The 25033-nt window shown below is 59.5% G+C and carries 22 protein-coding genes and 1 tRNA gene; 15 read left to right on the top strand and 8 right to left on the bottom strand.

The window, feature by feature from the left end; translation table 11 throughout:
* Nucleotides 1-81: 81 nt before the first annotated feature.
* Both DOM36_RS04610 and DOM36_RS19960 read left to right on the top strand, forming a co-directional pair.
* Nucleotides 82-2064 (top strand): acyltransferase family protein, encoded by a 1983-nt coding sequence (locus DOM36_RS04610; protein WP_110641542.1) that lies wholly within the window; start codon nucleotides 82-84, stop codon nucleotides 2062-2064.
* Nucleotides 2065-2176: 112 nt separating this feature from the next.
* On the top strand, nucleotides 2177-2365 hold the full coding sequence (locus tag DOM36_RS19960; RefSeq protein ID WP_157958555.1) for a hypothetical protein: 189 nt from the start codon (nucleotides 2177-2179) through the stop codon (nucleotides 2363-2365).
* 29 nt (nucleotides 2366-2394) lie between these two features.
* Here the strand turns inward: DOM36_RS19960 and DOM36_RS04605 are convergent, their stop codons facing one another.
* The 4 genes from DOM36_RS04605 to DOM36_RS04590 all read right to left on the bottom strand — a co-directional run bounded on the left by DOM36_RS04605 (nucleotide 2395) and on the right by DOM36_RS04590 (nucleotide 6442).
* On the bottom strand, nucleotides 2395-4767 hold the full coding sequence (locus DOM36_RS04605; protein WP_110641540.1) for a right-handed parallel beta-helix repeat-containing protein: 2373 nt from the start codon (nucleotides 4765-4767) through the stop codon (nucleotides 2395-2397).
* A gap of 150 nt (nucleotides 4768-4917) precedes the next feature.
* A complete protein-coding gene (locus DOM36_RS04600; protein WP_075571017.1) occupies nucleotides 4918-5283 on the bottom strand; it encodes a VanZ family protein in 366 nt (121 codons plus the stop codon).
* A gap of 65 nt (nucleotides 5284-5348) precedes the next feature.
* A complete protein-coding gene (locus DOM36_RS04595; protein ID WP_110641538.1) occupies nucleotides 5349-6077 on the bottom strand; it encodes an LrgB family protein in 729 nt (242 codons plus the stop codon).
* Entirely contained in the window at nucleotides 6074-6442 is a 369-nt protein-coding gene (locus tag DOM36_RS04590) for a CidA/LrgA family protein (RefSeq protein WP_075571019.1), read from the bottom strand. The genes DOM36_RS04595 and DOM36_RS04590 overlap by 4 nt, the downstream gene beginning before the upstream one ends.
* 247 nt (nucleotides 6443-6689) lie before the next feature.
* Here DOM36_RS04590 and DOM36_RS04585 point away from each other — a divergent pair.
* A tRNA-Pro gene (locus DOM36_RS04585) sits at nucleotides 6690-6766 on the top strand.
* 152 nt (nucleotides 6767-6918) lie between these two features.
* On the opposite strand, the gene DOM36_RS04580 is transcribed toward DOM36_RS04585, so the two are convergent.
* The gene (locus DOM36_RS04580; RefSeq protein ID WP_110641535.1) at nucleotides 6919-8373 is read right to left on the bottom strand and encodes a DASS family sodium-coupled anion symporter; all 1455 of its coding nucleotides are present in this window, start codon (nucleotides 8371-8373) and stop codon (nucleotides 6919-6921) included.
* Between the two features lie 380 nt (nucleotides 8374-8753).
* On the opposite strand from DOM36_RS04580, the gene DOM36_RS04575 reads away from it, so the two are divergent.
* The 11 genes from DOM36_RS04575 to DOM36_RS04525 all read left to right on the top strand — a co-directional run bounded on the left by DOM36_RS04575 (nucleotide 8754) and on the right by DOM36_RS04525 (nucleotide 18944).
* Nucleotides 8754-9236 carry a DUF2489 domain-containing protein gene (locus tag DOM36_RS04575; protein ID WP_075571021.1) on the top strand — a complete coding sequence of 161 codons (483 nt, stop codon included), beginning with the start codon at nucleotides 8754-8756 and terminating at the stop codon, nucleotides 9234-9236.
* 406 nt (nucleotides 9237-9642) lie between these two features.
* Nucleotides 9643-10524: an OmpA family protein gene (locus DOM36_RS04570; RefSeq protein WP_075571022.1), complete on the top strand. Its 882-nt coding sequence runs from the start codon at nucleotides 9643-9645 to the stop codon at nucleotides 10522-10524.
* Between the two features lie 379 nt (nucleotides 10525-10903).
* Nucleotides 10904-12817 (top strand): threonine--tRNA ligase, encoded by a 1914-nt coding sequence (gene thrS, locus DOM36_RS04565; RefSeq protein ID WP_075571023.1) that lies wholly within the window; start codon nucleotides 10904-10906, stop codon nucleotides 12815-12817.
* Nucleotides 12818-12838: 21 nt separating this feature from the next.
* The gene (infC, locus tag DOM36_RS04560; RefSeq protein WP_075563794.1) at nucleotides 12839-13378 is read left to right on the top strand and encodes a translation initiation factor IF-3; all 540 of its coding nucleotides are present in this window, start codon (nucleotides 12839-12841) and stop codon (nucleotides 13376-13378) included.
* Nucleotides 13379-13469: 91 nt separating this feature from the next.
* Entirely contained in the window at nucleotides 13470-13664 is a 195-nt protein-coding gene (gene rpmI / locus DOM36_RS04555) for a 50S ribosomal protein L35 (protein WP_075571025.1), read from the top strand.
* A 36-nt stretch (nucleotides 13665-13700) separates the two neighbouring features.
* Entirely contained in the window at nucleotides 13701-14051 is a 351-nt protein-coding gene (rplT, locus tag DOM36_RS04550) for a 50S ribosomal protein L20 (RefSeq protein ID WP_075571026.1), read from the top strand.
* A gap of 146 nt (nucleotides 14052-14197) precedes the next feature.
* Nucleotides 14198-15217: a phenylalanine--tRNA ligase subunit alpha gene (gene pheS / locus DOM36_RS04545; RefSeq protein WP_075571027.1), complete on the top strand. Its 1020-nt coding sequence runs from the start codon at nucleotides 14198-14200 to the stop codon at nucleotides 15215-15217.
* A gap of 28 nt (nucleotides 15218-15245) precedes the next feature.
* Nucleotides 15246-17627 carry a phenylalanine--tRNA ligase subunit beta gene (gene pheT / locus DOM36_RS04540; protein WP_110641533.1) on the top strand — a complete coding sequence of 794 codons (2382 nt, stop codon included), beginning with the start codon at nucleotides 15246-15248 and terminating at the stop codon, nucleotides 17625-17627.
* Nucleotides 17628-17655: 28 nt separating this feature from the next.
* Nucleotides 17656-17964 (top strand): integration host factor subunit alpha, encoded by a 309-nt coding sequence (gene ihfA, locus DOM36_RS04535; protein WP_075563798.1) that lies wholly within the window; start codon nucleotides 17656-17658, stop codon nucleotides 17962-17964.
* A gap of 132 nt (nucleotides 17965-18096) precedes the next feature.
* Complete coding sequence (locus tag DOM36_RS04530) at nucleotides 18097-18558, top strand: flavodoxin domain-containing protein (protein ID WP_075571029.1); 462 nt, start codon at nucleotides 18097-18099, stop codon at nucleotides 18556-18558.
* The gene (locus tag DOM36_RS04525) at nucleotides 18555-18944 is read left to right on the top strand and encodes a hypothetical protein (protein WP_083941929.1); all 390 of its coding nucleotides are present in this window, start codon (nucleotides 18555-18557) and stop codon (nucleotides 18942-18944) included. Before DOM36_RS04530 ends, DOM36_RS04525 begins: the two co-directional genes overlap by 4 nt.
* 164 nt (nucleotides 18945-19108) lie before the next feature.
* Here DOM36_RS04525 and ppnN read toward each other — a convergent pair whose 3' ends face one another.
* Both ppnN and DOM36_RS04515 read right to left on the bottom strand, forming a co-directional pair.
* The gene (gene ppnN, locus DOM36_RS04520) at nucleotides 19109-20473 is read right to left on the bottom strand and encodes a nucleotide 5'-monophosphate nucleosidase PpnN (RefSeq protein WP_110641530.1); all 1365 of its coding nucleotides are present in this window, start codon (nucleotides 20471-20473) and stop codon (nucleotides 19109-19111) included.
* 34 nt (nucleotides 20474-20507) lie between these two features.
* Nucleotides 20508-20795, bottom strand: coding sequence for a YfcL family protein (locus DOM36_RS04515; RefSeq protein WP_075568671.1), 288 nt, complete (start codon nucleotides 20793-20795; stop codon nucleotides 20508-20510).
* Between the two features lie 230 nt (nucleotides 20796-21025).
* Here DOM36_RS04515 and DOM36_RS04510 point away from each other — a divergent pair, with 230 nt between their 5' ends.
* Complete coding sequence (locus tag DOM36_RS04510) at nucleotides 21026-21946, top strand: LysR family transcriptional regulator (RefSeq protein WP_075568672.1); 921 nt, start codon at nucleotides 21026-21028, stop codon at nucleotides 21944-21946.
* A gap of 150 nt (nucleotides 21947-22096) precedes the next feature.
* Here DOM36_RS04510 and gcvP read toward each other — a convergent pair whose 3' ends face one another.
* Nucleotides 22097-24997: an aminomethyl-transferring glycine dehydrogenase gene (gene gcvP, locus DOM36_RS04505; RefSeq protein ID WP_110641528.1), complete on the bottom strand. Its 2901-nt coding sequence runs from the start codon at nucleotides 24995-24997 to the stop codon at nucleotides 22097-22099.
* Between the last annotated feature and the right edge of the window lie 36 nt (nucleotides 24998-25033).

The raw sequence follows: 25033 nt of genomic DNA, 5'->3' as shown, positions 1-25033 counted from the left end.
AGGCTTTTTTCATCCCGTGTTTCTGCCTCCCTCTCTGGAGGAGCATGGGCCCTCATTCAGGTTCGACAAGGAGGTAGTGCGTTGGTCAAGGATCGTGAGTACCTGTACGAGATACAGGGGTTGCGTGCCGTTGCAGCACTGATGGTTGCCGTTTACCACATCTGGATTCAGCGGGTATCCGGTGGCGTCGATGTGTTCTTCGTGGTGGCGGCGTTTTTCATCGTGGGCTCGCTGACCCGCCGCGAACGGCTATCGGTTGGTGATGTGCTCGATTACTACGGGAAGACGCTGCGCCGTGTCGTACCCGGTGCAGCGTTGGTGGTAAGTGCGACGATCCTGGTCTCGATGTGGCTGATGCCCGACTCGATGTGGCGCAATCAGTTGAAGCACGCATTGGCTTCCATCGTGTTCATGGAGAACTGGTCGCTGGCGTTGACGGCCACCGACTACCTGCAGCAAGGCTCGCCGCCGTCGCCTTTCCAGCAGCTCTGGGCGCTCGCGGTGCAGGTCCAGTATTATTTCCTGTTCCCGCTGATGCTCTGGTTGTCATTGAAGCTCGACGTCCATCGCGGTAGGGGAGGTCATCGCTATACCGCCTGTCTTCTGCTGGCAGTGACGGTCGTCTCTCTGGCCTACAGTGTTTACATAACCGAAAAGAACCAGCCCTGGGCGTATTTCGATACTTTCGCGCGTGCCTGGGAGTTTTCTCTGGGCGGGCTGCTGGCGTTGTATGCGACACGAATCACGATGTCAGTCCCGATGGCCAAGCTGCTGGGCCTGGTGTCGTTGGTGGTGTTGTTGACGTTCGCGCTGTTTCTCGACGTCTCGACATTGTTTCCGGGCGTGATGGCATCCGTCCCCGTGCTCGCTGCCGGCGGGATCATCATCGCGGCGCGGAATCGCTGCGACATCAAACTGCTCAACAATCGCTTGTTCGTCTGGTTCGGCGACATTTCGTTTTCGTTCTATCTCTGGCATTGGCCACTGTTGTCTTTCTACCGGTATGTGACCGGGGAATTCGACGTGGGGTTTGTCGCCGGGGCATCGATTCTGATCGCCGCAGGGCTGCTGGCATTTCTCACCACCTGGGGCGCCGAGAGTCCGATCCGGCGATCGACACTGCTCTCTCGCCGAAGAATCCATGCCTATGCCGCCTGCGCGATCTTGATGGCATTACCGGCCGGTTCACTGTTCGCGTGGTACCAGGACTATCAAGCGCGAAGCTCGGAGGCACGAGGGGAGCTGGAAGCTTTCATGAATGCGCCGTCTGCCGCCCGTGACGAGATCTATCCGGCGACCCTGATCGCGAGCCTGGATCTCCCCGAATCCTCCCGCGATGGCTGCCATCAGAATCAGTTCGGTACGGAGATCCTGGAGTGCGAATATGGTGACCCGAAGGCGGATCGAACGGTGGTGCTGGCCGGTGGTTCTCATGCTCAGCATTGGCTGGCGGCACTGAAAGCCAGTGCCGAGAAAGAAGGTTTCCACCTGATCACGATGACCAAGGGGGCTTGCATGCTCTCTTTCGAACCGCATGCCAGGTACACCGTGGATGCTTCGTGCGAGGCGTGGAATCGCAAGGTCGTCGATCGACTCGTGGCGCTGAAGCCTGACCTCGTGTTCACGACAGGTACACGAGTGGAAGGCGGTAAGGAAGTCGTTCCCGAGGGCTATCTCGAAGTCTGGCGTGAGCTCGGCAAGGCGGGCGTCGATGTCCTTGCGCTACGTGACAATCCTTGGTTTGGTTTCGATGTGCCCGAGTGCGTGGATCTCAGTGATCAACCTTCGAAGGCATGTTCGGTATCGCGCAACGCGGTGCTGAGCGACCGTTCACCGACGGACGGTTATCATCTGCCGAACGTGTATTTTGCCGACCTCACCGATCTGTTCTGCCAGGGTCAACGCTGTTCGCCCTTGCGTCAGCATGTGCTCGTCTATCGCGACGATCACCACATCACCAATACGTTTTCCTACATGGCAGCGGGGAGAATCGCGCGGGAACTTCATGACGCCGAAATGGCGTTGGACGGCGGCGCAGGAGGCGACATGGTCTCTGCTCGCTGACTGAAGAGATATCGGGCGACCGCCGCTTGCGGTCGTCCGCTTCCATTCTCGCGGTTTTTCGTTTCGCTCGGCATTTCAGCGGACGGGTTACCAGAATCGACAGAGGTGAACCATGCCAACAAGACGTCAGGTACTGGCGACGGGACTGGGTTATCTGGCGGCGTCGGCGCTGCCGGTTTGGGCGGTCAAACCGCCCACATTATCATCGTACCCTCGGGAGCGTGCGGGCATGCGGCGCCGGGCGACGCCGGGCGACATCGCTCGCGTGGTGTGCGCGAGCGATATCATCATCGTGGGCTGAAAGGGAGTGGTCGCACGACCCGGCGAACGTCAGTCCTGTGGTCGTGTCGCCTTGAGACCGAAGCGAAGGCCGGCGTAGTTCAGCGTATCGTTTCGGTTTGGCGTCACGATATCGACCGAGGCGAAGTCCAGGTTTCGGTTGTGCAGGGCTTCCAGCTGGACCGCTGCGCCACCAGAGCGCTCGTTCAAATCCAGATTGACTATCCGGCTTCCCGGCATGATGAGGTTTCGATTCAGGCGAAATGCATGAGCGGGAGACCGCCCGGATCGTCGCGCGTCGCAGATCACGATCGCCGACTCGGCGCCGGGCACCTCGATCCGACTGCCCTCGATGTCGACGATACTGACGCCTGCGTAGGCACGAGCTTGAGCCAGTAGAGGCACGACCCCTGCGGGTTGGTCTACTCGCGACTCGATTTTGCCGCCTTTCCAGCAAGCGTAACCGGCATTGTTAGGCCCGAAAGCCACCAGCACATCACCGGGATCCGCCGCCTTGGTGAAGGTGAAGCGGTTGTCGACGAGCGTCTGTTCCCTGGCGTTACTGTGAGCTCTCAAGTCCATCATGACGTCCTGATGGCTGACGTTGCGGTAGGTGACGTCGGTCCAGGAGTCCACTGCCACCAATCCGAATCCTTCTCCTTCATAAACGAAAGACCCGGTATCGAGCGTGATGTCCTGTTCGAAGTCCGGGTCCTCGAACCCTGCCAGGCGGCGAAACAGCGTCTTTCCCAGACCGGGCCTGAATCTTTCCGTGGCGTAGCGAGCCCGCAGGTTGGCTGCCTGTGACGTTTGTCGGGCATGGAAGTTCTTGATGACGTTGCCGAGAGTGGCGTAGAACACGGAGATCCCGAAGTTGCCGGCATCGACCGAATGGATGCCGTCGAACAGGCAGTAGGTGCATCCTTCGAAGTCGAATGCGGTGTCGCTGACTGCCTGGGCGCTGCAGCCGAACACCTTGACGTTGTGGGCGTTGTTGAAATAGATCGCTCCATTGGACCGGGTGCAGTGCACGTCACTGATATAGCCGTCTCTCAAGCGACGCATCCAGCGCAGTTCACCGCCTTTTCCCGGTCTCGCCGAGCCGCCCCAGCCGGAAATGTTGCAGTACTCCATGGATACCTGCGAGATGCTGAAATCCCTGACGAAATTCAGCCGAACGGCGCATGCGAGCTTGCTGTCGCCTGGTTGAGAACTGTAGCGTCCCGCACTGCCGGACAGGTGACTGATGCGAACGTTCTGATTGAGATCGTCCGGCGTTTGCGGATGAAAGCCTGCGATCACCGCATTGTCGGTTTCGGGATCATCCTCGTGGCCGAGGGAGTAACGCCGATTGAGCTCAAGCTCATGGAAAAACTTGATGCCGCCGCAACGAACGTGATGATTGTCGCTGTAGAGGACATTTCGAACGTTAACCAGCGTCACGGCGGCGCTGGCGAAGTCCGTCGCCTCGAACGTCAGCCCCCGCAGCTCGATATCGTGGCTGAACGCATCGTCGATATCGCCAGTTGGACGCCCCTCGGCCCAGGCATCGACGACGTGGGATTCCCGCAACCACAGCAGGCCATCGCGAAAAGACGTGGCGGGGTAATCGCTGATGAGCCGACTGTTAGCCTGAGGGCCGTCACCGACGATCCGGGTTCCGGAGCACAACTCGATGCGCGTACTGCCGAGGTAGAGGCCCGCGCCGTCAGCCAGGTCGGGCAGGTATTTGGTACGAAACCGGGTTTTATCGATGGTTTTCTGAAACCATCGAGATTCATCGGTGCCTTTGTCCTTTGTACCCCGGGACATGTGGTAGTCGGCTCGAAACCCGACCTTGAGCAGATTGATATCGCGACTCGGCTGAATGTAGGCCGCCCCATCCTCACCCCAAAGTGTGAAAACGTGGAAGCTTTGGTGCCGTGGATCGTCGGTCGGGAGCCAGTCCATTTCGCCAGCGCGTTCGGGAGCGTCCATCGCGGTGCAGCGCTGCAATTCGATATTCAGCTCATAGGGTAGGTCGCGGTAAAAGCGACGACATACAACGCGGTAACTGTCGGAAACGCGATTCCCGGGCCAGGTTTTCAACGTGTCGACGGAATCGAGGGCGATCAGGCGCTGATCCAGTGCCTGGGTCAACGATTGCGTGCCCGAAGCGGAAGCCACGGCGGCCTGATCGAAGAATTGGGTGCTCAGGCGTTGTCTGGCATCCTGACTGACCACCTCGATGGTGTAGTGACCATTGGGTGCCGCGAACTGAATCTGTCCCTGCATGCCTGCGCGAAAAGGATTCTTCAGCGGTTGGCCATGCCCGTCCTCGAGATCGCTTGCCAAGGATTCTTCGCCCTGCCGATATACTGCCACCTCGGCATGGGGAACGATTCGGCCATCGGCGCTTTGAGCGAAGAACGTTTTGACTTCCATGAAAACCCTGCTCGCTAGTCCAAAGCTGATAGGTACGATTATCCAGGGACGTGGAAGCAATCACCTTAGCTCGCCGTTGTCGTTTTGTAATGACTTGGTTCAGTGGGTAAATCTTCGGTCATGTCCACGGTTGGGCGTTCATGTCCATTCTCAGCGTCTGCAAAAATGGGAGCGTCCGAGTTGGACCATTAGCCAACCCATGCTGGCGCCCGCCATGTCGATGCCCACATCGGCAAGCCTCGGATGGCGCTGAAAAGAAAAGTGCTGCAACCATTCGGTCCCTATTGCCGGTATTAGGCAGATCGCCAGAGGCAACCAGGCTGCGCGACCCCGCAGTAGAGAGGTCAGCAGAGCGCTTATCAAGATGAAGAGGACAAAATGCGCCAGCGGATGAATTTGATTGTTCGCACCAAGCCAGCGCTGAATAGCTGCAGTCTCTTCGCCTGGTAACAGCGTTCCGATGGTTAGCGCCAGCAAGGCACCCATCAAGGTGAATGTCAGGAATTTCGTTGTCATTGGTGAATCCTTGAAAGGGTCAAGACGCTGACCTTGCCGCCGATGGGTTCGGGCTGGCGCATGGGTCATAGCCCGAAAAGATGAATGATCGGCGGCAAGACAAAGGCTGTGACCAGGCCGGACAGTCCCATCGCCAGTCCGGAAAAGGCCCCGGCCACTGCACCGATGGAGGCGAAGCAATAGGCCGTGCCGAAGCCGTGAGCCGCCAAACCCATCGAGTATCCCTGGATTGTCGGGTCGCTGATCCGGGTCAGCCGGAATATCCATGGGCCGACGATGCATCCCGTCACGCCGGTCAGCAGTACCAGCCCTGCCGTCAATGACGGGATGCCTCCCAGTTTGTCGGCGATGCCCATGGCGATGGGCGAAGTCACCGACTTGGGAGCCAGTGACAGTAGGGTCTCGGTATCGGCACCCAGCACCATGGCAATGCTGACAGCGGAAATGACGGCCGTGGCGATACCGGTCATCGTCCCGACGACGATCGGCCCCAGCATCCGGCGCACGCGTTCCCGGTGATCGTATAGGGGAATCGCCAGTGCGACGGTTGCCGGCCCCAGCAGGAAATGCAGAAACTGTGCGCCTTCGAAATAGGTGGCGTAGTCCGTATCGGTCAACAGCAGAAAGCCAATCAATAACGCAATGGCGACGATGACCGGATGCAGCAACGGTGTCCCGCCGGCCCAGCGATTGATGCGGGTGGCAACGAGGAATGCCAGTAGGGTGGCAAGGAGATGCAGCAGTGGGCTGGCGGAGAGGTAGACCCAGATCTGCTCGAGGCCGGCGCCACTCACGTGTCACGCTCCTTCGGCTGGAACTCTTTGCGGGCAACTCGTTGCAGCGTCTGGCTGGTTACGAGGATGGTGAGCGAAGTCGAAACGATCAGCGTGATGGCCAGGATCCAGATTTCCCGACTGATGAGACCGAAATGCTGAATGAGCCCGACGCCAGCTGGCACGAACAGTAGCGTCAGATACTTGAGAAGCCCTTCGCCCATGGTTCGAAGGCTTTGCGGGACACTGCCCCGTATCGTCAAACCGATCAGCAGGATCAGCATGCCCAGAACCGGGCCGGGCACGGGAAGTGAAAGGGCGCGGCTGATGACCTCGCCCAGGAACTGACAGCCGAGCAGAACGCTCATGCCGATAATCAACGCCATGACACTACCTTTAGACTTTGGTCTTGGTGCGAGGCATTGTACGCGCGGCTGGCCACAGAGACGAGAGTCGACCACGCCAGCGCCGGCAGCGCTTCGAGGGCGAGCGTGCGTGCTGCCGGGATAGGGCGCCGATCGGGTTTCGCAAGCGATTGAAAAAAAAGCCATAAGAAGCGCTTTTCATTTTTCGGACTGCACGGTAGTATACGCTGCGTTTCGCGGGGACAGCTGCAGGTTGCCCGATCGAAGCCGGAGCGTGGCGCAGCTTGGTAGCGCGCTGCAATGGGGTTGCAGAGGTCGCAGGTTCGAATCCTGTCGCTCCGACCAAATATGAAAATGGCCATCAGATTCTGTCTGATGGCCATTTTTTTATGCCGTTTCGCTGGCCCGAGCTTGCGTCGGTATGGCGTCGGGATTGCCACGGCGACGGTAGAAATCGGTCGCCTGACGAGCTCCCGCCAGGCGACTGTGGATAGGGGCTACAGCCACAGCAGTTGGATCAGGCCCAGACAGATCAGTGTGACCAGAATCGTGCCGATGACATTGAGGAAAAAGCCGGCGCGAATCATCGACTGAATCGTCATCTGCCCCGTTGCAAAGACGATAGCATTGGGTGGCGTCGCCACGGGCATCATGAATGCGCAGCTGGCGGCGATGGCAGCCGGCACGGTGATCAGCAGCGGGTCGACGTCGAGCGACATGGCGAGAGCGCCGAGCAATGGCAGGAACGCGGCCGCCGTGGCGGTATTCGAGGTCAGTTCGGTCAGGAATATGACCACCAACACGATGGCGCCAATCAGCAGCAAAAGCGGCAGCGTGCCAAAAATGCCGAGCTGGTTGGCAATCCAGTCCGCCAGGCCGGAACCACTGATGGTGCTGGCCAGAGCCAGGCCGCCGCCAAACAGCAGCAGAATTCCCCAGGGAAGATCTTTGGCGTCCTCCCACAACAGCAGTGGGCGATGCCGTTCGTTGCCGCTGGGAATCAAGAACAGGGCGACACCGGCAAACAGCGCGACTGAGGTGTCGGACAGCCATTCGACTCCCCAGTCGTTCAGCAGCGGCCGTGTGACCCAGGCGAGCGCCGCCAGCAGGAAGACGATGCCTACCCGTGCTTCTGCCGAGCTAAGCTTGCCGAGTTTGGATAATTCGTCACCGATGACGTCACCGTCATTGTCATCGAGTTTGAGCGTGAAACCGCCACGAGTCAGCCACCACCAGGCAACGACCATCATCGCAATGCTGACCGGCAGTCCGATGATCATCCACTGGGCAAAGCCCAGCTCGATGTTCTGCTCGCTCGAAAGATAGCCGGCGAGGATGGCGTTGGGAGGTGTGCCGATGAGTGTGGCAATGCCGCCGATGCTGGCCGAGTAGGCAATGGCCAGCAGCAGGGCGGTGGCGTAGCGCTTCACCTCTCGAGACTCTGCGCTGGCAAACAGCGAAACCACCGACATGCCGATGGGCAGCATCATGATCGCGGTCGCAGTGTTGGAAACCCACATGCTGATGAACCCGGTTGCGAGCATGAAGCCTGCGATCTGCTGCTTGGGTTTCTGGCCAACGACGTTCAGGATTCGTAGCGCAATTCGCCGATGCAGGTTCCAGCGTTGCATGGCAATGCCCAGCAAAAAGCCACCCAGGAACAGAAAGATCGTCGGATTGGCATAGCTGGCGGCGGTGCTCTTGAGGTCGGCAATGCCGAGTGCAGGTGCCAATGGTATGGGAAGTAGCGAGGTGGCAGGAATGGGAATTGCCTCGGTAGCCCACCAGGTCGCCAGCAGCAGAGCCAATCCGACGCAGTGCCAAGCGGCAGGTTCCATGCCGGCGGGGGGCGGCGTGACCTGCGTCAAGATGACCCAGATTGGCCCTAGAACCAAGCCGATGCGGGCGGCCAGCGGAGGCCCATTTGGCGATTGGTCGGATACGTGCGTCATGTCGTGGCGTCCTTTTCCGGAGACTTGAATCGTTTCGATTCTACTAAAGATGTAGAGTGCTTCGTGGCAACAGCGGCTTAGTCTTTGGTCTAAAGGGGGCTGTCGGTGTGCCGTTACTGGGGGGCGCCTGTTGAATTCCACTCTCGTCTGCGTTTCGTCGAATGGCGCTTGGTGCTGCTTCTGGATGCGCTTTACGAACCCAGTCGAAGGATTGAGAGTGTGCCGATGGAAGATCCGTAAATGCAGAAGATGCGCGGATGAACAGAATGCAGATGGCGCGAATGAATAGAATTCGGATAGATAGTGCAGGAGAGCCCGTGGATGCTGTTATCCTGAAGGCACCTGCGAACGAGACTCATTAGAAGGCTGCCTTTTAACCCATGTCGTTACCTCTCACGGTCGGGCTTTGCGTCCTTGCCATTGTGATCGTTGTCCTGCTTGCCGCTTATGCCTGGCGCCTATCGCGTGAAGTCAAGCGACGGAGTGCCTTTCGGGCCGCTGAGATCGCCCGCGCGAACCAGAATTGCATCGACAGCTTGAGCGCGCTTTCAGACGCGATGGTGGCGCGGCAGGTGGATCTGGTAGAAGGCGCGTTACGTTGCAGGGTGCTGCTCGATATTCTTGATCACCCTTCGGTGATGCCTGACTCACGGCGGGTGTTTGACGAGGTGGCCGTCGAGGCTGAGACATTGCATACGCATCAAGCGCGTCGAGAACTGTCGCCTCGTGACCGGCATCGTGAGGATGTGAAGCGCGAAGACATTGCGCAACGCCACGATCAGGCTCTTCATCTTGCTGCGATCGAGCTTCAGACCTTCTGCCGAAATTGGGCGGCAGCCAAGGATGCCAGCGCTTTGAAATAGCGCGAGCGCTCGTGGCAGAAAACCAGCGCACTTCGGTCCTGACAAGACTCGTTGACCCGAAGAGGTAATCTTGGCGAGTCGGTATCCGCAAGGTCCAAGGGTGAGGAAAAAACGCGAAGTTTTTTCTAATCCCTTTGCCAATCTTGGAAATGATGCTAAAACAGAACAGTGTTTCCCGACACGGGTTTGCAACTCGGGCTGGAATCGACAATGCTGTTACGGAGCTGCAAAGAAAAGGGACAATGGGAACATTGACCACTGCTCAAGTCGACGTGCACTGCAGTCGCCGAGAGATTTCTTTGCCGTGAGGGAAGGAACATCTTTCTCTTGACGAATTCGGCTTCTATACTCGAAGCCGCTGGGTAACGCCCGTTACGACTAGCGCTGTGTTAAGAAGGAGTCTTACATGAAAAAATCAACGACTGGCTTGCTACTAGGTTCTGCTCTGGTAGTCGGTCTTTCTGGTTGTGCCAGTTCCGGTATGGAATCTACTGGCAGCTCGTCCGACCAGGCTTGGTATCAATCCCCGTTCGTCTGCGGCATTGCCGGCGGCCTGATCGGTGGTGGCGTTGGTTACGCCACTAGCAGTGATTCCGATGAAGATACTGGTGCCGCAATTGGCGGCGTCGCTGGCGCGACAGCCGGCGCCCTGCTGTGCGCCGACTACTCTTCGGACGTCATGGACAGCGACGGCGACGGCGTGCCTGACGATCGTGACCAGTGCCCGAACACGCCTGCTGGCGTAGCGGTCGATGCCGTTGGTTGCCCGCTCGACACCGATGGTGACGGCGTGCCTGACTACATGGATCAGTGCCCGGGAACGCCGGCCGGTGTTGAAGTAAACGCCCAGGGCTGCCCGCTGGATTCCGATGGTGACGGCGTGCCGGACTATCAGGATCAGTGCCCGAACACTCCGGCTGGTGCCGAAGTCAACTCGCTGGGTTGTGAAGAAGACCTCGTCCTGCGCGACGTCAACTTCGAATTCGACTCTGCCAAGCTGACCCCCAGCGCCGAATCCATTCTGGATGGCGTGTCCGAGAAGCTGATGGCCAACGACCAGCTGCGCATCCGCCTTGAAGGCCACACGGACTCTGTTGGTCCGGCTGCCTACAACAAGGAGCTGTCTCAGCGTCGTGCCGATTCCGTGAAATCCTACCTGGTTAGCAAGGGTTTCTCTGGTGCTAACATCACCACTATCGGTTACGGTGAAGAGCAGCCGGTTGCCAGCAACGATACTGCTGAAGGCCGTGCTCAGAACCGTCGCGTCGAACTGGGTGAGTGGGAATAAGCTTTCCCGACACACGGTTGACGTGACCATGAGGGCGCCTTCGGGCGCCCTCATTGTTTGTGACTACCTGGTTCGCATCTACTTGGTTCACATCTACCTGGTTCGCATCTACCTGGTTCGTATCTATCTGGTTCGCAGCCATATCGTTCGCAGCTGCACCAGATCTCTGCGGGCCTGACCACTCCTCCTGGATGGCAAAGCCGTCTTTTCGCTGATAGTCTACTGCTCCCGCGGTTGCCGCCGGGTGGTATTTTTCATGTCTCGCACACATCAGTTGGCCTGCCCGTATGCAGGCCGATCGCAAAAGAGATACTTCAGCTTCTTAAATGAGCTCATGTGATCCTTGGTATAGATCACCACTGAGCGTAAGGATGTTTTCATGCCTATTGTGACGCTGCCTGACGGCAGTCAAAGAACTTTCGAAGAGCCTCTGAGTGTCATGCAGTTGGCCGAATCCATTGGTCCCGGGCTCGCCAAGGCGTGCATCGCCGGCAGGATCGATGGCGTCGAGGTCGATGCAGCCGATATCATTGATCATGACGCGGAAGTGGCAATCGTGACCGCGCGCGATGAAGAGGGGGTGGCAATCATCCGCCACTCCTGTGCGCATTTGCTGGGACATGCGATCAAACAGTTGTACCCGACGGCCAAGATGGCTATTGGTCCGGTCATCGAAGACGGCTTTTATTACGATATCGATTTCGAAGAGTCTCTCTCCTCCGAGGATCTGGAGAAGATCGAGGCCCGGATGAAGTCGCTGATCGATCTCGAATACGATGTCGTTCGGGAGTACGTCGAGAGAGCTGACGCGCTTTCCACGTTCGCTTCAAGAGAAGAGCCTTACAAGCAGGAGATCGTCGAAGGTATTCCCGAAGGAGAGACCATTCGTCTCTATCATCACCAGGAATATATCGACATGTGCCGCGGCCCCCACGTGCCGAACACGCGATTCCTGAAGGCTTTCAAGCTTACCAAGCTAGCGGGGGCTTATTGGCGAGGTGATGCATCGAAACCCATGCTGACGCGAATTTACGGCACCGCGTGGGCTGACAAGAAGGCCCTCAAGGCTTATCTGCTGCGACTTGAGGAAGCCGAGAAACGCGATCACCGCAAGCTGGCTCGTCGCTTCGACTTCTTCCACATGCAGGAAGAAGCGCCGGGAATGGTGTTCTGGCATCCGCGCGGGTGGACGTTGTGGCAGGTCGTCGAACAGTACATGCGCGGCGTCTACAAGCGCAGCGGATACCAGGAAATCAAGTGCCCCCAGATCATGGACGTGTCGCTCTGGAAGAAGTCCGGGCATTGGGATAACTATGCGGAGAACATGTTCTTCACCGAATCGGAAAAGCGTGAGTACGCGCTGAAGCCGATGAATTGTCCCGGACACGTTCAGGTTTTCAATTCCGGGCTGCGTAGCTACCGTGAATTGCCGATTCGCTATGGCGAGTTTGGCGGCTGCCATCGCAACGAGCCTTCAGGGGCATTGCACGGTATCATGCGAGTCCGCGCATTCACGCAGGACGATGGCCATGTCTTCTGCACCGAAGGGCAGATCGAACCCGAAGTGACGGCGTTTCACCGCCAGGCGCTTCAGGTCTACGGTGACTTCGGGTTCGAGGACATTGCCGTAAAGATCGCGCTGCGGCCTGACAAGCGTCTGGGTAGCGACGACACATGGGATCGCGCCGAGGACGCGCTGCGCGCCGCACTGGGCAACTGTGACGTCGAGTGGCAGGAGCTGCCGGGCGAGGGGGCGTTCTATGGTCCCAAGATCGAATATCACATGAAGGATTGCCTGGGGCGGGAGTGGCAGGTCGGCACCATGCAGGTCGACTTCATGATGCCCGGCCGGCTGGGAGCGCAATACGTCGCCGAAGACGGATCGCGGCAGATTCCAGTGATGCTGCATCGAGCCATTGTCGGTTCGATGGAACGTTTCGTCGGTATTCTGATCGAACATTACGCTGGGGCCTTGCCTCTATGGTTGTCCCCGGTCCAGGCTGTAGTACTCAATATCACGGATGCTCAGCGTGATTATGCCGAAAATCTCACAAAAACCCTGCGTGAAGCGGGTTTCCGGGTCGAGTCGGACTTGAGGAATGAGAAGATCGGCTTTAAAATTCGCGAGCATACGCTGCAGAAGATTCCTTATCTGCTGGTTGTCGGTGATAAGGAAGTCGAATCGGGTGCCGTTGCAGTACGGACTCGGTCCGGTGAGGATCTAGGGTCGGTAGCTGTGGATGCGCTGATAGCGCAACTCCAGCAGGCCAACCGTCCGGAGCAGCAACGTTAATCGCCAGATGGAGATCTAACGATCAAGCGTAATAATCAGCGCGGGCGCCCTCAGGAAAAGCGCGCGCCCATTAATGACCGTATTCATGCAGACGAAGTTCGCCTCATCGATGCCGAGGGTGAACAGTTGGGAGTGGTTCCCATGCAGGAGGCGCTTCAACGCGCCGAGGAAGCCGGAATGGATCTCGTTCAGATTTCCAATGCCGATCCTATCGTCTGTAAAATCATGGACTACGGCAAGTTCCTCTTCGAGCAGAAGAAGCAGAAGTCTGCTCAGAAGAAGAAAACCAAACAGATCCAGGTCAAGGAAGTGAAATTCCGGCCTGGTACGGACGAGGGCGACTATCAGGTCAAGCTGAAAAACCTGATACGTTTCCTCGAAGGTGGCGACAAGGGTAAGGTCACGCTGCGTTTCCGTGGTCGCGAAATGGCACACCAGGATATCGGTCGTCGACTGATGGAACGGATTGCCGCCGATCTGGAAGAGCTGGCTGCTGTCGAATCCTTCCCCAAGATGGAAGGCCGGCAGATGATCATGATTCTTGCGCCCAAGAAGAAGTGATCCGCAGGCAAGTCGAACGGAAAGTGGCCAGCGAAACGCTTGCTGCTTTCGGCCTCGGGTTTTCTAAAAAAAGCGGAGTGGAGTTTTTCCCATGCCGAAAATCAAGACCAACAGTGGCGCTGCGAAGCGCTTCAAGAAGACTGGTAACGGCTTCAAGCACAAGCAGTCTTTTCGTAGTCACATCCTGACCAAGAAGTCCACCAAGCGTAAGCGTCAGCTGCGCGGGATGAAGCAGGTGCACGCTGCCGACAAGCAGCTCGTCACTCGCATGCTGCCCAACCTGTAACACTTGGTCGTCAGTCTTTAACGTCAGGAGAGTACTATGTCTCGCGTCAAGCGTGGTGTCGTCGCACGTCGTCGTCACAAGAAGATCATGAAGCAGGCCAAGGGTTACTACGGTGCGCGTTCGCGCGTCTTCCGCGTTGCCAAACAGGCTGTCATCAAAGCGGGTCAGTATGCATATCGTGACCGTCGTCAGCGGAAGCGTCAGTTCCGCGCGCTGTGGATCACGCGTATCAATGCGGCTGCCCGCGTCAATGGCATGTCTTACAGCCGTTTCGTGGCGGGCCTGAAAAAGGCCGGCATCGAGATCGACCGTAAGGTGCTGGCTGATTTGGCCGTTCACGAGAAAGCGGCGTTCGCTGCCATCGTAGAAAAAGCCAAAGCTGCATAGCAGGTCAACTTTTGCCCTTCGGGGTGATGAGTGATGTGACCGATCAGGGGAAGAGCAGCTGCTCTTCCCCTGTTTTTTTATATTGCACCGCCGCGTCGTTCCTGACCGACGGCGCTACGTAACGAACGACAAGCGGAGCTCGACGGATGGATCATCTTCCCGCCCTGGTCAATGAGGCGAAAGCGGCGATCGCCGCGGCTGAAGACGCCCAGGCGCTCGATCAGGTGCGCGTGCGTTTTCTGGGCAAGAAAGGCGAGATCACGGCCTTGCTCAAAGGCCTGGGCCAGCTATCGCCCGAGGAACGACCGGCTGCCGGCGAGCGCATCAACGAGGCCAAGCAAGCCCTGCAACACGAGCTGGAACATCGCCGGCATGTGATCGAGCAGGCGGCGATGCAGGCCCAGCTCGAAGCCGAACGAATCGATGTCACCCTGCCGGGCCGGGGCGAGGCCAACGGTGGCTTGCATCCCGTGACCAGGACACTGGAGCGGATCGAATCGCTGTTCCAGCATATTGGCTTCGAGGTCGCCTTCGGACCGGAAATCGAGGACGATTTTCATAACTTCGAAGCGCTGAACATTCCTGCGCATCACCCGGCTCGTGGAATGGCGGACACCTTCTATTTCGATGCCACGCGCCTGTTGCGCACGCACACGTCGCCGGTGCAGGTGCGCACCATGCAGTCACAGCAACCCCCTATTCGGATCGTCTGCCCCGGGCGGGTCTATCGCAGCGATTCCGATCTGACCCACACTCCGATGTTTCATCAGGTGGAAGGGTTGCTGGTCGATGAAGGCGTCAGTTTTGCGGATCTGAAAGGCACGATCGCTGATTTTCTCCAGGCATTCTTCGAGCGGGATGATCTGGATGTGCGCTTCCGGCCCTCCTATTTCCCGTTCACCGAACCCTCGGCCGAGGTCGATATTCAGTGCGTGATGTGCCAGGGCAACGGGTGTCGGGTTTGCTCGCACAGTGGCTGGCTCGAAGTGATGGGGTGCGGCATGGTCCATCCGGAAGTCTTTCGTCATTCATGCGTCGATGCCGAGCGTTATACCGGTTTCGCCTTCGGCATGGGCGCCGAGCGCCTCGCGATGCTGCGCTACGGGGTGAACGATCTGCGGCTGTTTTTCGATAACGATCTGCGTTTTTTGCGTCAGTTCAACTGAGCCCCTCGCCCAGTCAAGGAGTATCAAGATGAAGTTTTCCGAAGCGTGGCTGCGCGAGTGGGTATCACCGGCGCTCGGTACGCAGGCGCTGGCAGACGCGATTACCATGGCCGGTCTGGAAGTCGACGGCATCGAGCCGGTCGGCGCCATTTTCCAGGGGGTTGTCGTGGCAACGGTGGTTGCCAAAGCACCGCACCCCGATGCTGACAAGCTCAATGTGTGCCAGGTCGATGACGGTTCGGGCGAGCGCGTTCAGGTCGTCTGCGGCGCCCCCAATGTCGATATCGGTCAGAAGGTGCCTTTCGCTCGGGTTGGTGCGGTGCTCCCCGACGACTTCAAGATCAAGCGAGCCAAGCTGCGTGGGGTGGAATCCTGCGGGATGATCTGTTCCGCCTCCGAGCTCGGTCTGGAGGAAGGGCGCTCGGAAGGTATCTACGTGTTGCCGGGCGATGCTCCCGTCGGGAAGGATTTTCGGGCCTGGTTGCAACTGGATGATCACACGATCGAAGTAGACCTGACCCCCAACAGAGGGGACTGCCTCAGTCTTCGCGGCATCGCTCGCGAGGTCGGGTGTGTGACGGGCGCCAAGGTGATCGAGCCGAGCATCGCTCCGATCGCCGCGCGCAACAACGCCCAATTCGCGGTCGAAGTGAGCGACAGCGAGTGGTGTCCGCGGTATCTGGGACGGATCATTCGTGATGTCGACGCCTCGGCGAGCACACCGCTGTGGATGCGTGAGCGTCTGCGTCGCGGCGGGATTCGCAGCATCGACCCGGCAGTCGATGTGACCAATTACGTCATGCTCGAGCTGGGCCAGCCGATGCACGCCTTCGATCTCGATGCCTTGAAGGGCGGGATCCAGGTTCGCCGAGCGCATGCCGGTGAGCGGCTCACGCTGCTCGATGGTCAGGACGTGGTGCTGAACGAGGATACGCTGGTCATTGCCGATCATGATCGGGCGCTGGCTATCGCCGGTGTCATGGGCGGCGAGGCGACCGGCGTCACTGGCGAGACGCGCAACCTGTTTCTGGAGGCCGCCTACTTTTCACCGCTTGCCGTCGCTGGCAAGGCTCGTGACTTTGGCCTGCACACGGATGCATCGCACCGCTTCGAGCGAGGCGTGGATCCGGATATCACGCGTCCGGCGATGGAGCGGGCTACCCAGCTGCTGACTGCCATCGTTGGCGGCTCCCCGGGGCCTATCACCGAAGTGAGGCAGCCGGCGCATCTGCCCCGGCGCGCGGATGTCGAACTGCGTCGGGAGCGCCTCTCTGCCTGCCTCGGCGTTCGTCTGCCCGACGAGGAGATTCACCGTATCTTCCGATCGCTGGGGATGGCCAGTTCCGCGCCGGGCCAGAGCTGGCGCGTGCAGATCCCCAGCTGGCGTTTCGACATCTCCATCGAGGAGGACCTGATCGAGGAGATCGCTCGTCTTCACGGCTATAACCGGCTGCCGGTACGCCGCCCGCAGGCGCGCCTCGGGCTGAAGGCCGACGACGAGGCGACTCGGCCGCTGCGTCGTCTGCGCCGCCACATGGTGTCTCGCGGTTATCAGGAGGCGGTGACCTACAGCTTCGTGTCGCCGGAACTTCAGGCATTGATCATTCCGAATGGTGTTTCGCCGACACTGGCCAATCCGATTTCCAGCGACATGTCGGTGATGCGGCACAGCCTCTTTCCAGGGTTGATCAAAGCGCTGACCCATAATCTCAACCGTCAGCAGCATCGCGTGCGGCTGTTCGAGACCGGGCTGGTATTTCAGGGTGAACTGGACGAGTTGGTTCAGACGTCCATGTTCGGTGGTCTGATTTGTGGAACCCGGGACGTCGAGGGCTGGTCTTCTCGACGCGATTCGGTCGATTTCTACGATCTGAAAGGCGACCTGGAGAGCCTGATCGCGTTGGGTGGCAACGCCGAGGAATGGACCTTCGTTCCGGCTGCACATCCTGCGCTGCATCCGGGGCGTTCCGCGAGCCTCTGCCGTGATGGTCAGGTGGTCGGATGGCTCGGGGCCTTGCATCCGGGGATTCGCGCTCAGCTCGATATCAAGCCTGAGGTCTACGTCTTCGAAGTGGAGCAGGCAGCGCTGACCCAGGGTGTCATTCCCAAGTTCGAGCCGCTGTCACGATATCCCGAGGTACGCCGGGATCTGGCATTCGTGCTTCGGGAAGATGTCGAGATCGCCCCGCTGATCGAGAGCATTCGAAGTCGGGCCGGCGACTGGCTGACACAATGGCAGTTGTTCGATGTCTATCGAGGAAAAGGGGTGGACGATGGTGACAAGAGCATCGCCCTGGGCTTGACCTGGCAGCATCCTTCGCGCACTCTCAATGACGAGGAAATCAATCAGTTAATCGCAGACGTGGTGGAAGTCGCGCAAGCGCGCTTCGGTGCCAGACTGCGAAGTTGATCTGTCATCCTGCGCGAAGGGAGCGATCATGGGAGCGCTGACGAAAGCTGAGCTTGCGGAGCATCTTCACACCGAACTGGGTTTCTCCAAGCGAGAGGCCAAGTACATGGTGGAAACGTTCTTCGAGGAAATTCGCGGCTGTCTGCGCGAGAACGAGCAGGTGAAACTCTCCGGGTTCGGTAATTTCGATCTGCGAGACAAGCGGGAGAGACCCGGACGCAATCCCAAGACCGGGGAAGAGATCCCGATCTCCGCGCGGCGAGTCGTCACTTTTCGCCCCGGCCAGAAACTCAAGGCCAAGGTAGAGAGCTTCGACGGCGAACTGCAGGAAGATTGAGTCGGCCCGTGATCCATCATATACCGCCTGTCAGCTGACGCTGGCAGGCGGTCGTGTTTCAGGCCCTGTCGCGTGAGGCCGGTGGGCGGGATATGCTAAGCTCCCGCGCAAATCAATTGCTGACTGAGTGTTATGCCCAAGCTAAAGATTGTCGTCGGTACCGTTTATGGTGGTGCCCTGGATGTCGCGGAACAGGTTTCGCCGTTATTCGAACAGGCGGGTTATGATGTCGTGGTCATCGAACAACCCAGCTTGAAAGACCTGACCGACGATACCCCGGATCTCGCGTTATTCTGCGTCTCCACGACCGGAAGTGGTGATTTCCCGGGTGATTTCGTTCCGTTCGTGCGGGAGCTGAAGTCGCAGTCGCCGAGTCTCGGCGCTCTGCGCTATGGTTTGATCGCGTTGGGCGACAGCTCCTATGGGGATACCTTCTGCGGCTCCGGCAGGGCGTTGGACGAGATACTCGCCGACCTTGGCGGCCAACGTCTGGGTGAGCGTCTCGAGATCGACGCGATGGAAACCTTCATGGCGGATGATGCTGCCATTCCCTGGGTAGAGGGGTGGATCGAGGCCGAGGGGCTCGCGACATGACGGAGCTGCGTTCACCGGCGGCTGCACGAACGTTGACAGCTACGCGCTGGAGTACGCTGCTGGGCCTGTGCGTGGTGATGCTGCTGTCGCTGCCGCGTTATTGGTATCAGCATGATTCGACGCGCTTGACGTTGCTGGTGATACTGGCAGCCGCGGTCGCGGTGGCCCTGATCGGTTTCTGGCGTCTGATGGCGCCGACGCAACGAGAGCTGTGCCCGAGCGCGATCAAGCAGCTGGGTGGTTGCCTGCTGATTGGCTGTGTTCTGATCGGCGCGTGGCACTGGGTCGATGTGGCGTCGGATCACTGGTCGGTGATCCTGTCGCAAGGTGCGGCGCTGGGTCTGCTACTGCACGTGATCAGTCGACTCTGGCGGCGACGTCGCTGAGAGATACCATTGAATACGGCGGGCCATGGGCCCGCCGTATTCGTTTCGCGATGACTGTTCTGGTCTCCAGGATCGCTTGGCCGAGCCACCGGGCTCCGCGATTGCGTCGATGGCATATCGTGCTTCGACCGCCGAGGATGTACCTCGGCGGTCGAGCGTGCAACTCAGCCTAGGGTATAGCAGGGCACGTACTCGGCGCCGGGAAGTTTCATGCGACCCTGGGCCACGAACGACGTCAACAGCGCATCCAGACGAGACATCAGTTCAGGTTCGGCGTGCAATCGGAAAGGGCCTCGTGCCGCAATGGCGCGAATGCCGGGTTCCTTGACGTTGCCGGCGACGATTCCCGAGAACGCTCGACGCAGATTGGCGGCCAGCGAGTGATTGGGTTGATCGTGATGAAGCGCCAGTGCTGCCATCGCTTCGTGTGTCGGTTCGAAGGGCTGCTGGAACCCGCGCTCGATGTTGAGTCGCCAGTTGAAGTAGAACGCATCGTTCTGTTCGCGGCGAAATTCGGCAACTTCCTGAATGCCATCCCGCATCAGTCGGGAAACCGTGATTGGATCGTCCACGACGATACGATAATGGCGGCCGACTTCCTCGCCCAGGGTGTAACGCAAAAACTCATCGATACGCTGGAAATACTCGCGCGCGCTCTCCGGACCGGTAAAGATGACCGGGAAAGGGATGTCGCGGTTATCCGGGTGCATCAGAATGCCGAGCAGATACAGAATCTCTTCCGCGGTGCCAACGCCGCCCGGAAATACAACGATGCCGTGACCGATGCGGACGAAGGCTTCGAGCCGCTTTTCGATATCCGGCATGATCACCAGTTCGTTGACGATCGGGTTGGGCGACTCGGCGGCAATGATGCCGGGTTCGGAAATCCCCAGATAACGGCTGTCCTTGCGCCGCTGCTTGGCATGGGCCAGGTTGGCGCCCTTCATCGGTCCTTTCATGGCGCCCGGACCGCAACCCGTGCAGATGTCCAGTCCGCGCAGACCCATGTGGTAGCCCACGGCCTTGGTATAGTCATACTCTTCGCGAGTAATCGAGTGGCCGCCCCAGCAGACCACCATGCTCGGTTCCTGCGCCGTGCGCAGCGTCCGGGCATTACGCAGGATGTGGAATACCGCGTTGGTGGCGCCTTCGTTGGTCTCGAGGTCGAACTTGGGCGTGCTCTGGATCTCGTTGTAGACGTAGACGATATCGCGCAGCACGGCGGACAGCTGCTCCCGCACGCCTCGGATCATTCGCCCGTCCACGAAGGCGCAGGCTGGTGCATTGGATAGCTTGAGACGGATGCCGCGATCCTGTTGCAGAACCTCGATGTCGAAGTCCTTGTAGGCTTCCATGACCGCCAGGCCGTCGTCGGTAGGGGTATCGCAGTTGAGAATGGCCAGCGCACAGCGCCTGACCAGATCGTGAAGCCCGCTCGTCGACGTGTCGCGCAGTCGATTGACTTCGGATTGGGACAGCACCTCGAGACTACCCTCGGGGGACACGATGGTTGATAGCGTCTCAGGCATGGACGACATCCTCATGAAAATAGATAACGGTGATTCAGAGATCGGCGCGAGCGGCAGCGGTTTGCCAGAGTTGGGCAATCTGCTCTTGATCGGCATCGCTCATGTTGTCCTGCGCGAAGGTGCTCTCCAGCCACTGCCAGTAGGTCGCATCGAAATCGTCGGCGTCGACTTCGGCCGGGTCGTATTCGGCCATCTCCTGTACCAGAGCGATTTGCGGAATCATGTAGCCCAGCGCGAACAGTTCGCCGTCGGCGGCGTTCTGTTCCATCACGAGTAGGGTTTGCTGCACGGCCTTGGCGCGCTGCGCAAAGGGATCAGACATAGGGTTTTCAATCCTGAGTGAGAGCCTGCCAATGCTAACATGAGCGACTGATCGTCGCAGTGGGGGGCGCCCGCCGGTACAGGCACTTCTGGCGGGATGCGGCTCTGCCCATAAATTGCTATGATTGGAAAGTCGTTAGCCGACAACGGGGCGTTATCGCAAGGCGGCCTGCGGAACACGCCGAGTCGAGACGCTTTTACTGCCGTACAGCGTGAGTGATCCGCGTTTCCATGTTCAACGCCCAGTATTTTCGTACTTACATGATGCTCGTCGAGACGGGAAGCTTCACCCAGACCGCGCGCAAGCTCGATATGACCCAGCCCGGTGTCAGTCAACATGTGCGCAAGCTCGAGGAGTATCTCGGACGCTCTCTGCTCAATCGCCATGGTCGACGCTTCTCGCTGACCGATCCCGGTCGCCGAGCATATGACTACGCGGTCAAGCTGTTTGCAGAGCACGAGCATTTTCGTCACTCGCTGGACGATGATTCGCCGGATAGCGGCGAATGTCGCATTGCTTCTCCGGGTAGCGTGGGGCTGATGTTCTACCCATTTCTGCTGGGTTATCAGCAGATGCACCCGGGTCTGACGGTCAACTACAGCTTCGCGTTCAATCATGAAATCGCGCAGGACGTCGCGGCGGGTCGCTACGACATTGGCATCGTTACCGAGACCAGCAAGCATCCTGATCTGCGCTTCGAGGCCTGGCATCAGGAGCCGCTGTGCCTGGTGGTGCCCGCGGATTTCACGGGGACCACGCTCGGTGAGCTGCTGGCGTTGGGATTCGTCAATTACAACGACGGCAACACCAATGCGAGCCTGGTACTGCGGAGCAACTTCGGCAGCGAGTTCCGCAGCATGAGCCATTTTCCGCGTCAGGGATTTACCAACGAGGTGGGGCAAGTGCTGGATGCGGTAGCCCGCGGGCTGGGATTTACGGTGGTTTCCCGCCCGGTGCTGGAGACGTCGCCATGGCAGCGCCAGGTCAAGGAGATGACGCTGGATCAGCCGGTCTACGAGACGCTGCACCTGGTATCGCGGACGGACGTCGAATTGCCCAAGCGTTATCGTCAGTTGCTGGAGTCGTTCCGCCAGCAGCGGCTCAATTCCCTCTACGGCTATAGCGAGCTTCCCACGCTGGAAACGACCTGACCTGACCTGACCTGACCTGACTTGTCGGGGCTGGGTGGGCCGCTGCCGGTGCTAGCTATCCACGCTTCCCATACCACTGAAAGCGGGTTGGAAAACAGAACGGCCGCTCACTGAGCGGCCGTTCCACGTTTCATCGGTTCAGGTTCGAGCCTACGACACGTCCCGGTAGGCGTCGATCGGCGGGCAGCTGCAGATCAGGTTGCGATCTCCGAACACGTTATCGACCCGATTGACGGCTGGCCAGTACTTGGCATCACGCACGGCTTCGGTGGGGAAGGCTGCCCGTTCGCGCGAGTAGGGGCGCTCCCAGGTCTCTTCGGTCACGTCGGCCATGGTGTGGGGTGCCAGCACCAGCGGGTTGGAATCCTTCGGCCATTCGCCGGACTCGACCCTGGCAATTTCCTCACGAATGGCGATCATGGCATCGCAGAAACGATCCAGTTCATAGCGCGATTCGGATTCGGTAGGCTCGACCATCAGGGTTCCGGTGACGGGGAAGGACATCGTCGGCGCGTGAAAGCCATAGTCCATCAGGCGCTTGGCGATATCTTCTTCGCTGATGCCCGACGCTGCCTTGAGCGGACGCATATCGAGAATGCACTCGTGGGCCACCGTGCCGTTGGCAGCCTGGTAGAGCACCGGGTAGTGCGCCTGCAGGCGCCTGGCGATGTAATTGGCATTGAGGATGGCCAGCTCGGTCGCTTCACGCAGTCCGCGAGCCCCCATCATCTTGATGTAGGCCCAGGAGATCGGCAGGATCGAGGCGCTGCCGAAAGCTGCCGCCGAGACGGCGCCGGAATCCTTCTCGATGCCTTCCTGCGGCGTCACGACATGATTGGGCAGATGGGGTGCGAGATGCGCCTTGACGCCGATAGGGCCCATGCCCGGGCCGCCGCCGCCATGCGGAATGCAGAACGTCTTGTGCAGGTTGAGATGCGAGACGTCGCCGCCGTAGTCGCCGGGTCGGCACAGGCCGACCTGGGCATTCATGTTGGCGCCGTCGATGTAGACCTGCCCGCCGTTGTCATGAACGAGCTGACAGGCCTGACGGATATTCTCCTCGAACACGCCGTGGGTCGAAGGGTAGGTCAGCATGATCGCCGAGAGGTTGTCCCGGTGCTTGGCAGCCTTGGCCTCGAGATCGGCCATGTCGATGTTACCGTCTCGATCGCACTCGACCACGACCACCTTCATCTGCGCCATGGCGGCGGAAGCGGGGTTGGTGCCATGGGCCGAGCTCGGGATCAGGCAGATGTCGCGATGGCCTTCACCCACGGCGGCCTGATAGCGACGAATGGCGACCAGACCGGCATATTCGCCCTGAGCGCCGGAGTTGGGCTGCATCGAGATATTGTCATAGCCGGTGATCTCGATCAGGAAGTCGCTGAGCTCGGTGATCATCTGGCGATAGCCGGACGTCTGCTCGCTGGGCGCGAACGGGTGGATGTCGGCAAATTCCGGCCAGGTGATCGGGATCATTTCACTGGTCGCGTTCAGCTTCATGGTGCACGAGCCCAGCGGGATCATCGCGTGAGTCAATGACAGGTCGCGGTTTTCCAGGCGTTTGAGATAGCGCAGCATCTCGGTCTCGCTGCGAAAGCGCTGGAAATTGGGATGCTGAAGGAACTCGCTGTCGCGACGATAGTCAGCCGGGATCCCGCTGGCGCTCTGCTCGACGGCTTCTCGATCGAGCTCGCTCACGGACAGGCCGTGCTCTTCCCCGATCAGCACGTCGAACAGGACTGCCAGATCGGCGGCGGTCGTGGTCTCGTTGAGACTGACGCCGACTTCGCCGTCGGCGGAATAGCGAAGGTTGATCTCGCGGGTCAGGGCCCGCCCCTGGATTCGATGACTGTCGATGCCGGTCAATGTCAGCGTGTCGAACCAGCTGTCGTGCTTGAGAGCGATGCCATGTCGCTTGAGACCCGTGGCCAGCAGCGTTGTCAGACGGTGAATGCGACCGGCGATGGTCTGCAGGCCTTCGGCACCGTGGTAGACCGCGTAGAAGCCCGCGATGTTCGCCAGCAGTGCCTGCGCGGTGCAGATGTTGGAGGTCGCCTTCTCGCGGCGGATGTGCTGCTCGCGGGTCTGCATCGCCATGCGCAGCGCCGGGCGCCCGCGGCTGTCCTTGGAGACACCGATGACGCGACCCGGCAGCGAACGCTTGAGCGCTTCGCTGGTCGCGAAAAAGGCGGCATGAGGGCCACCGTAACCCATGGGCACGCCGAAACGCTGGGAGTTGCCCAAAACGATATCCACGCCCATGGCGCCGGGTTCCTTGAGCAGAACCAGGCTCATCAGATCCGCCGCCACGCAGGTCATGATCTGGCGCGACCGCGCATCGGCGACGACGCTCTCGATATCGCCGACCTCGCCATCGATGCCGGGGTATTGGAGCAGGGCGCCAAACACGTCTTCATTTGCCAGTTGCGCTGCGGGGGCCACGACCAGTTCGAAGCCAAGGTAGGCCGCGCGGGTACGCAGCACGTCGAGCGTCTGCGGCAACACGTTGTCGGCGACGAAGAAGCGCTGGCTCTTGTGCTTCTTGTTCGAGCGCCGGCACAGCGCCATCGCTTCTGCTGCCGCCGTCGCTTCATCCAGCAGCGATGCGTTGGCGATCGCCATGCCGGTCAGGTCCATCACCATCTGCTGGAAGTTGAGCAGTCCTTCGAGACGGCCCTGTGCAATTTCCGGTTGGTACGGCGTATAGGCCGTGTACCAGCCCGGATTTTCCAGCACGTTGCGTTGTATCACCGCCGGTAGGTGCGTCGGATAGTAGCCTTGGCCGATATAGCTCTTGAACACCTTGTTCTGCCGTGCCAGGCCACGCAGGTAGTCCAGTGCCTCCGACTCGCCACGCGGTCCGTCCAGCGCCAGATCCCCTTCGAGACGGATCCCCTTGGGGATGGTACGGTCGATCAGCGTCTTCAGCGACGGCATGTCGAGCGCCTTGAGCATCTCGGTGACATCATGATGGTCCGGGCCGTTATGGCGCTGAAGGAAGTCGGCGTGGTTGGCCAGTTCGGTTAACGGTCGAGTCTCGGTGGGCATAATCTATCCGGCGGAATGGGCAGGGGAGGGAGGAAA

This window comes from Salinicola sp. CPA57 (assembly GCF_003206035.1).
GTDB classification, from domain to species: Bacteria; Pseudomonadota; Gammaproteobacteria; order Pseudomonadales; family Halomonadaceae; genus Salinicola; species Salinicola socius.
This window is presented reverse-complemented; position numbering and strand designations above follow the sequence as displayed.

Bases quoted from the DNA above. Each gene is read 5' to 3' on its own strand.
- DOM36_RS19960 (WP_157958555.1), top strand. From the start codon at position 2,177: ATGCCAACAAGACGTCAGGTACTGGCGACGGGACTGGGTTATCTGGCG.
- DOM36_RS04605 (WP_110641540.1), bottom strand. From the start codon at position 4,767: ATGGAAGTCAAAACGTTCTTCGCTCAAAGCGCCGATGGCCGAATCGTT.
- DOM36_RS04600 (WP_075571017.1), bottom strand. From the start codon at position 5,283: ATGACAACGAAATTCCTGACATTCACCTTGATGGGTGCCTTGCTGGCG.
- DOM36_RS04590 (WP_075571019.1), bottom strand. From the start codon at position 6,442: ATGGCGTTGATTATCGGCATGAGCGTTCTGCTCGGCTGTCAGTTCCTG.
- DOM36_RS04580 (WP_110641535.1), bottom strand. From the start codon at position 8,373: ATGACGCACGTATCCGACCAATCGCCAAATGGGCCTCCGCTGGCCGCC.
- DOM36_RS04575 (WP_075571021.1), top strand. From the start codon at position 8,754: ATGTCGTTACCTCTCACGGTCGGGCTTTGCGTCCTTGCCATTGTGATC.
- DOM36_RS04570 (WP_075571022.1), top strand. From the start codon at position 9,643: ATGAAAAAATCAACGACTGGCTTGCTACTAGGTTCTGCTCTGGTAGTC.
- thrS (WP_075571023.1), top strand. From the start codon at position 10,904: ATGCCTATTGTGACGCTGCCTGACGGCAGTCAAAGAACTTTCGAAGAG.
- rpmI (WP_075571025.1), top strand. From the start codon at position 13,470: ATGCCGAAAATCAAGACCAACAGTGGCGCTGCGAAGCGCTTCAAGAAG.
- rplT (WP_075571026.1), top strand. From the start codon at position 13,701: ATGTCTCGCGTCAAGCGTGGTGTCGTCGCACGTCGTCGTCACAAGAAG.
- pheS (WP_075571027.1), top strand. From the start codon at position 14,198: ATGGATCATCTTCCCGCCCTGGTCAATGAGGCGAAAGCGGCGATCGCC.
- pheT (WP_110641533.1), top strand. From the start codon at position 15,246: ATGAAGTTTTCCGAAGCGTGGCTGCGCGAGTGGGTATCACCGGCGCTC.
- ihfA (WP_075563798.1), top strand. From the start codon at position 17,656: ATGGGAGCGCTGACGAAAGCTGAGCTTGCGGAGCATCTTCACACCGAA.
- DOM36_RS04530 (WP_075571029.1), top strand. From the start codon at position 18,097: ATGCCCAAGCTAAAGATTGTCGTCGGTACCGTTTATGGTGGTGCCCTG.
- DOM36_RS04525 (WP_083941929.1), top strand. From the start codon at position 18,555: ATGACGGAGCTGCGTTCACCGGCGGCTGCACGAACGTTGACAGCTACG.
- ppnN (WP_110641530.1), bottom strand. From the start codon at position 20,473: ATGCCTGAGACGCTATCAACCATCGTGTCCCCCGAGGGTAGTCTCGAG.
- DOM36_RS04515 (WP_075568671.1), bottom strand. From the start codon at position 20,795: ATGTCTGATCCCTTTGCGCAGCGCGCCAAGGCCGTGCAGCAAACCCTA.
- DOM36_RS04510 (WP_075568672.1), top strand. From the start codon at position 21,026: ATGTTCAACGCCCAGTATTTTCGTACTTACATGATGCTCGTCGAGACG.
- gcvP (WP_110641528.1), bottom strand. From the start codon at position 24,997: ATGCCCACCGAGACTCGACCGTTAACCGAACTGGCCAACCACGCCGAC.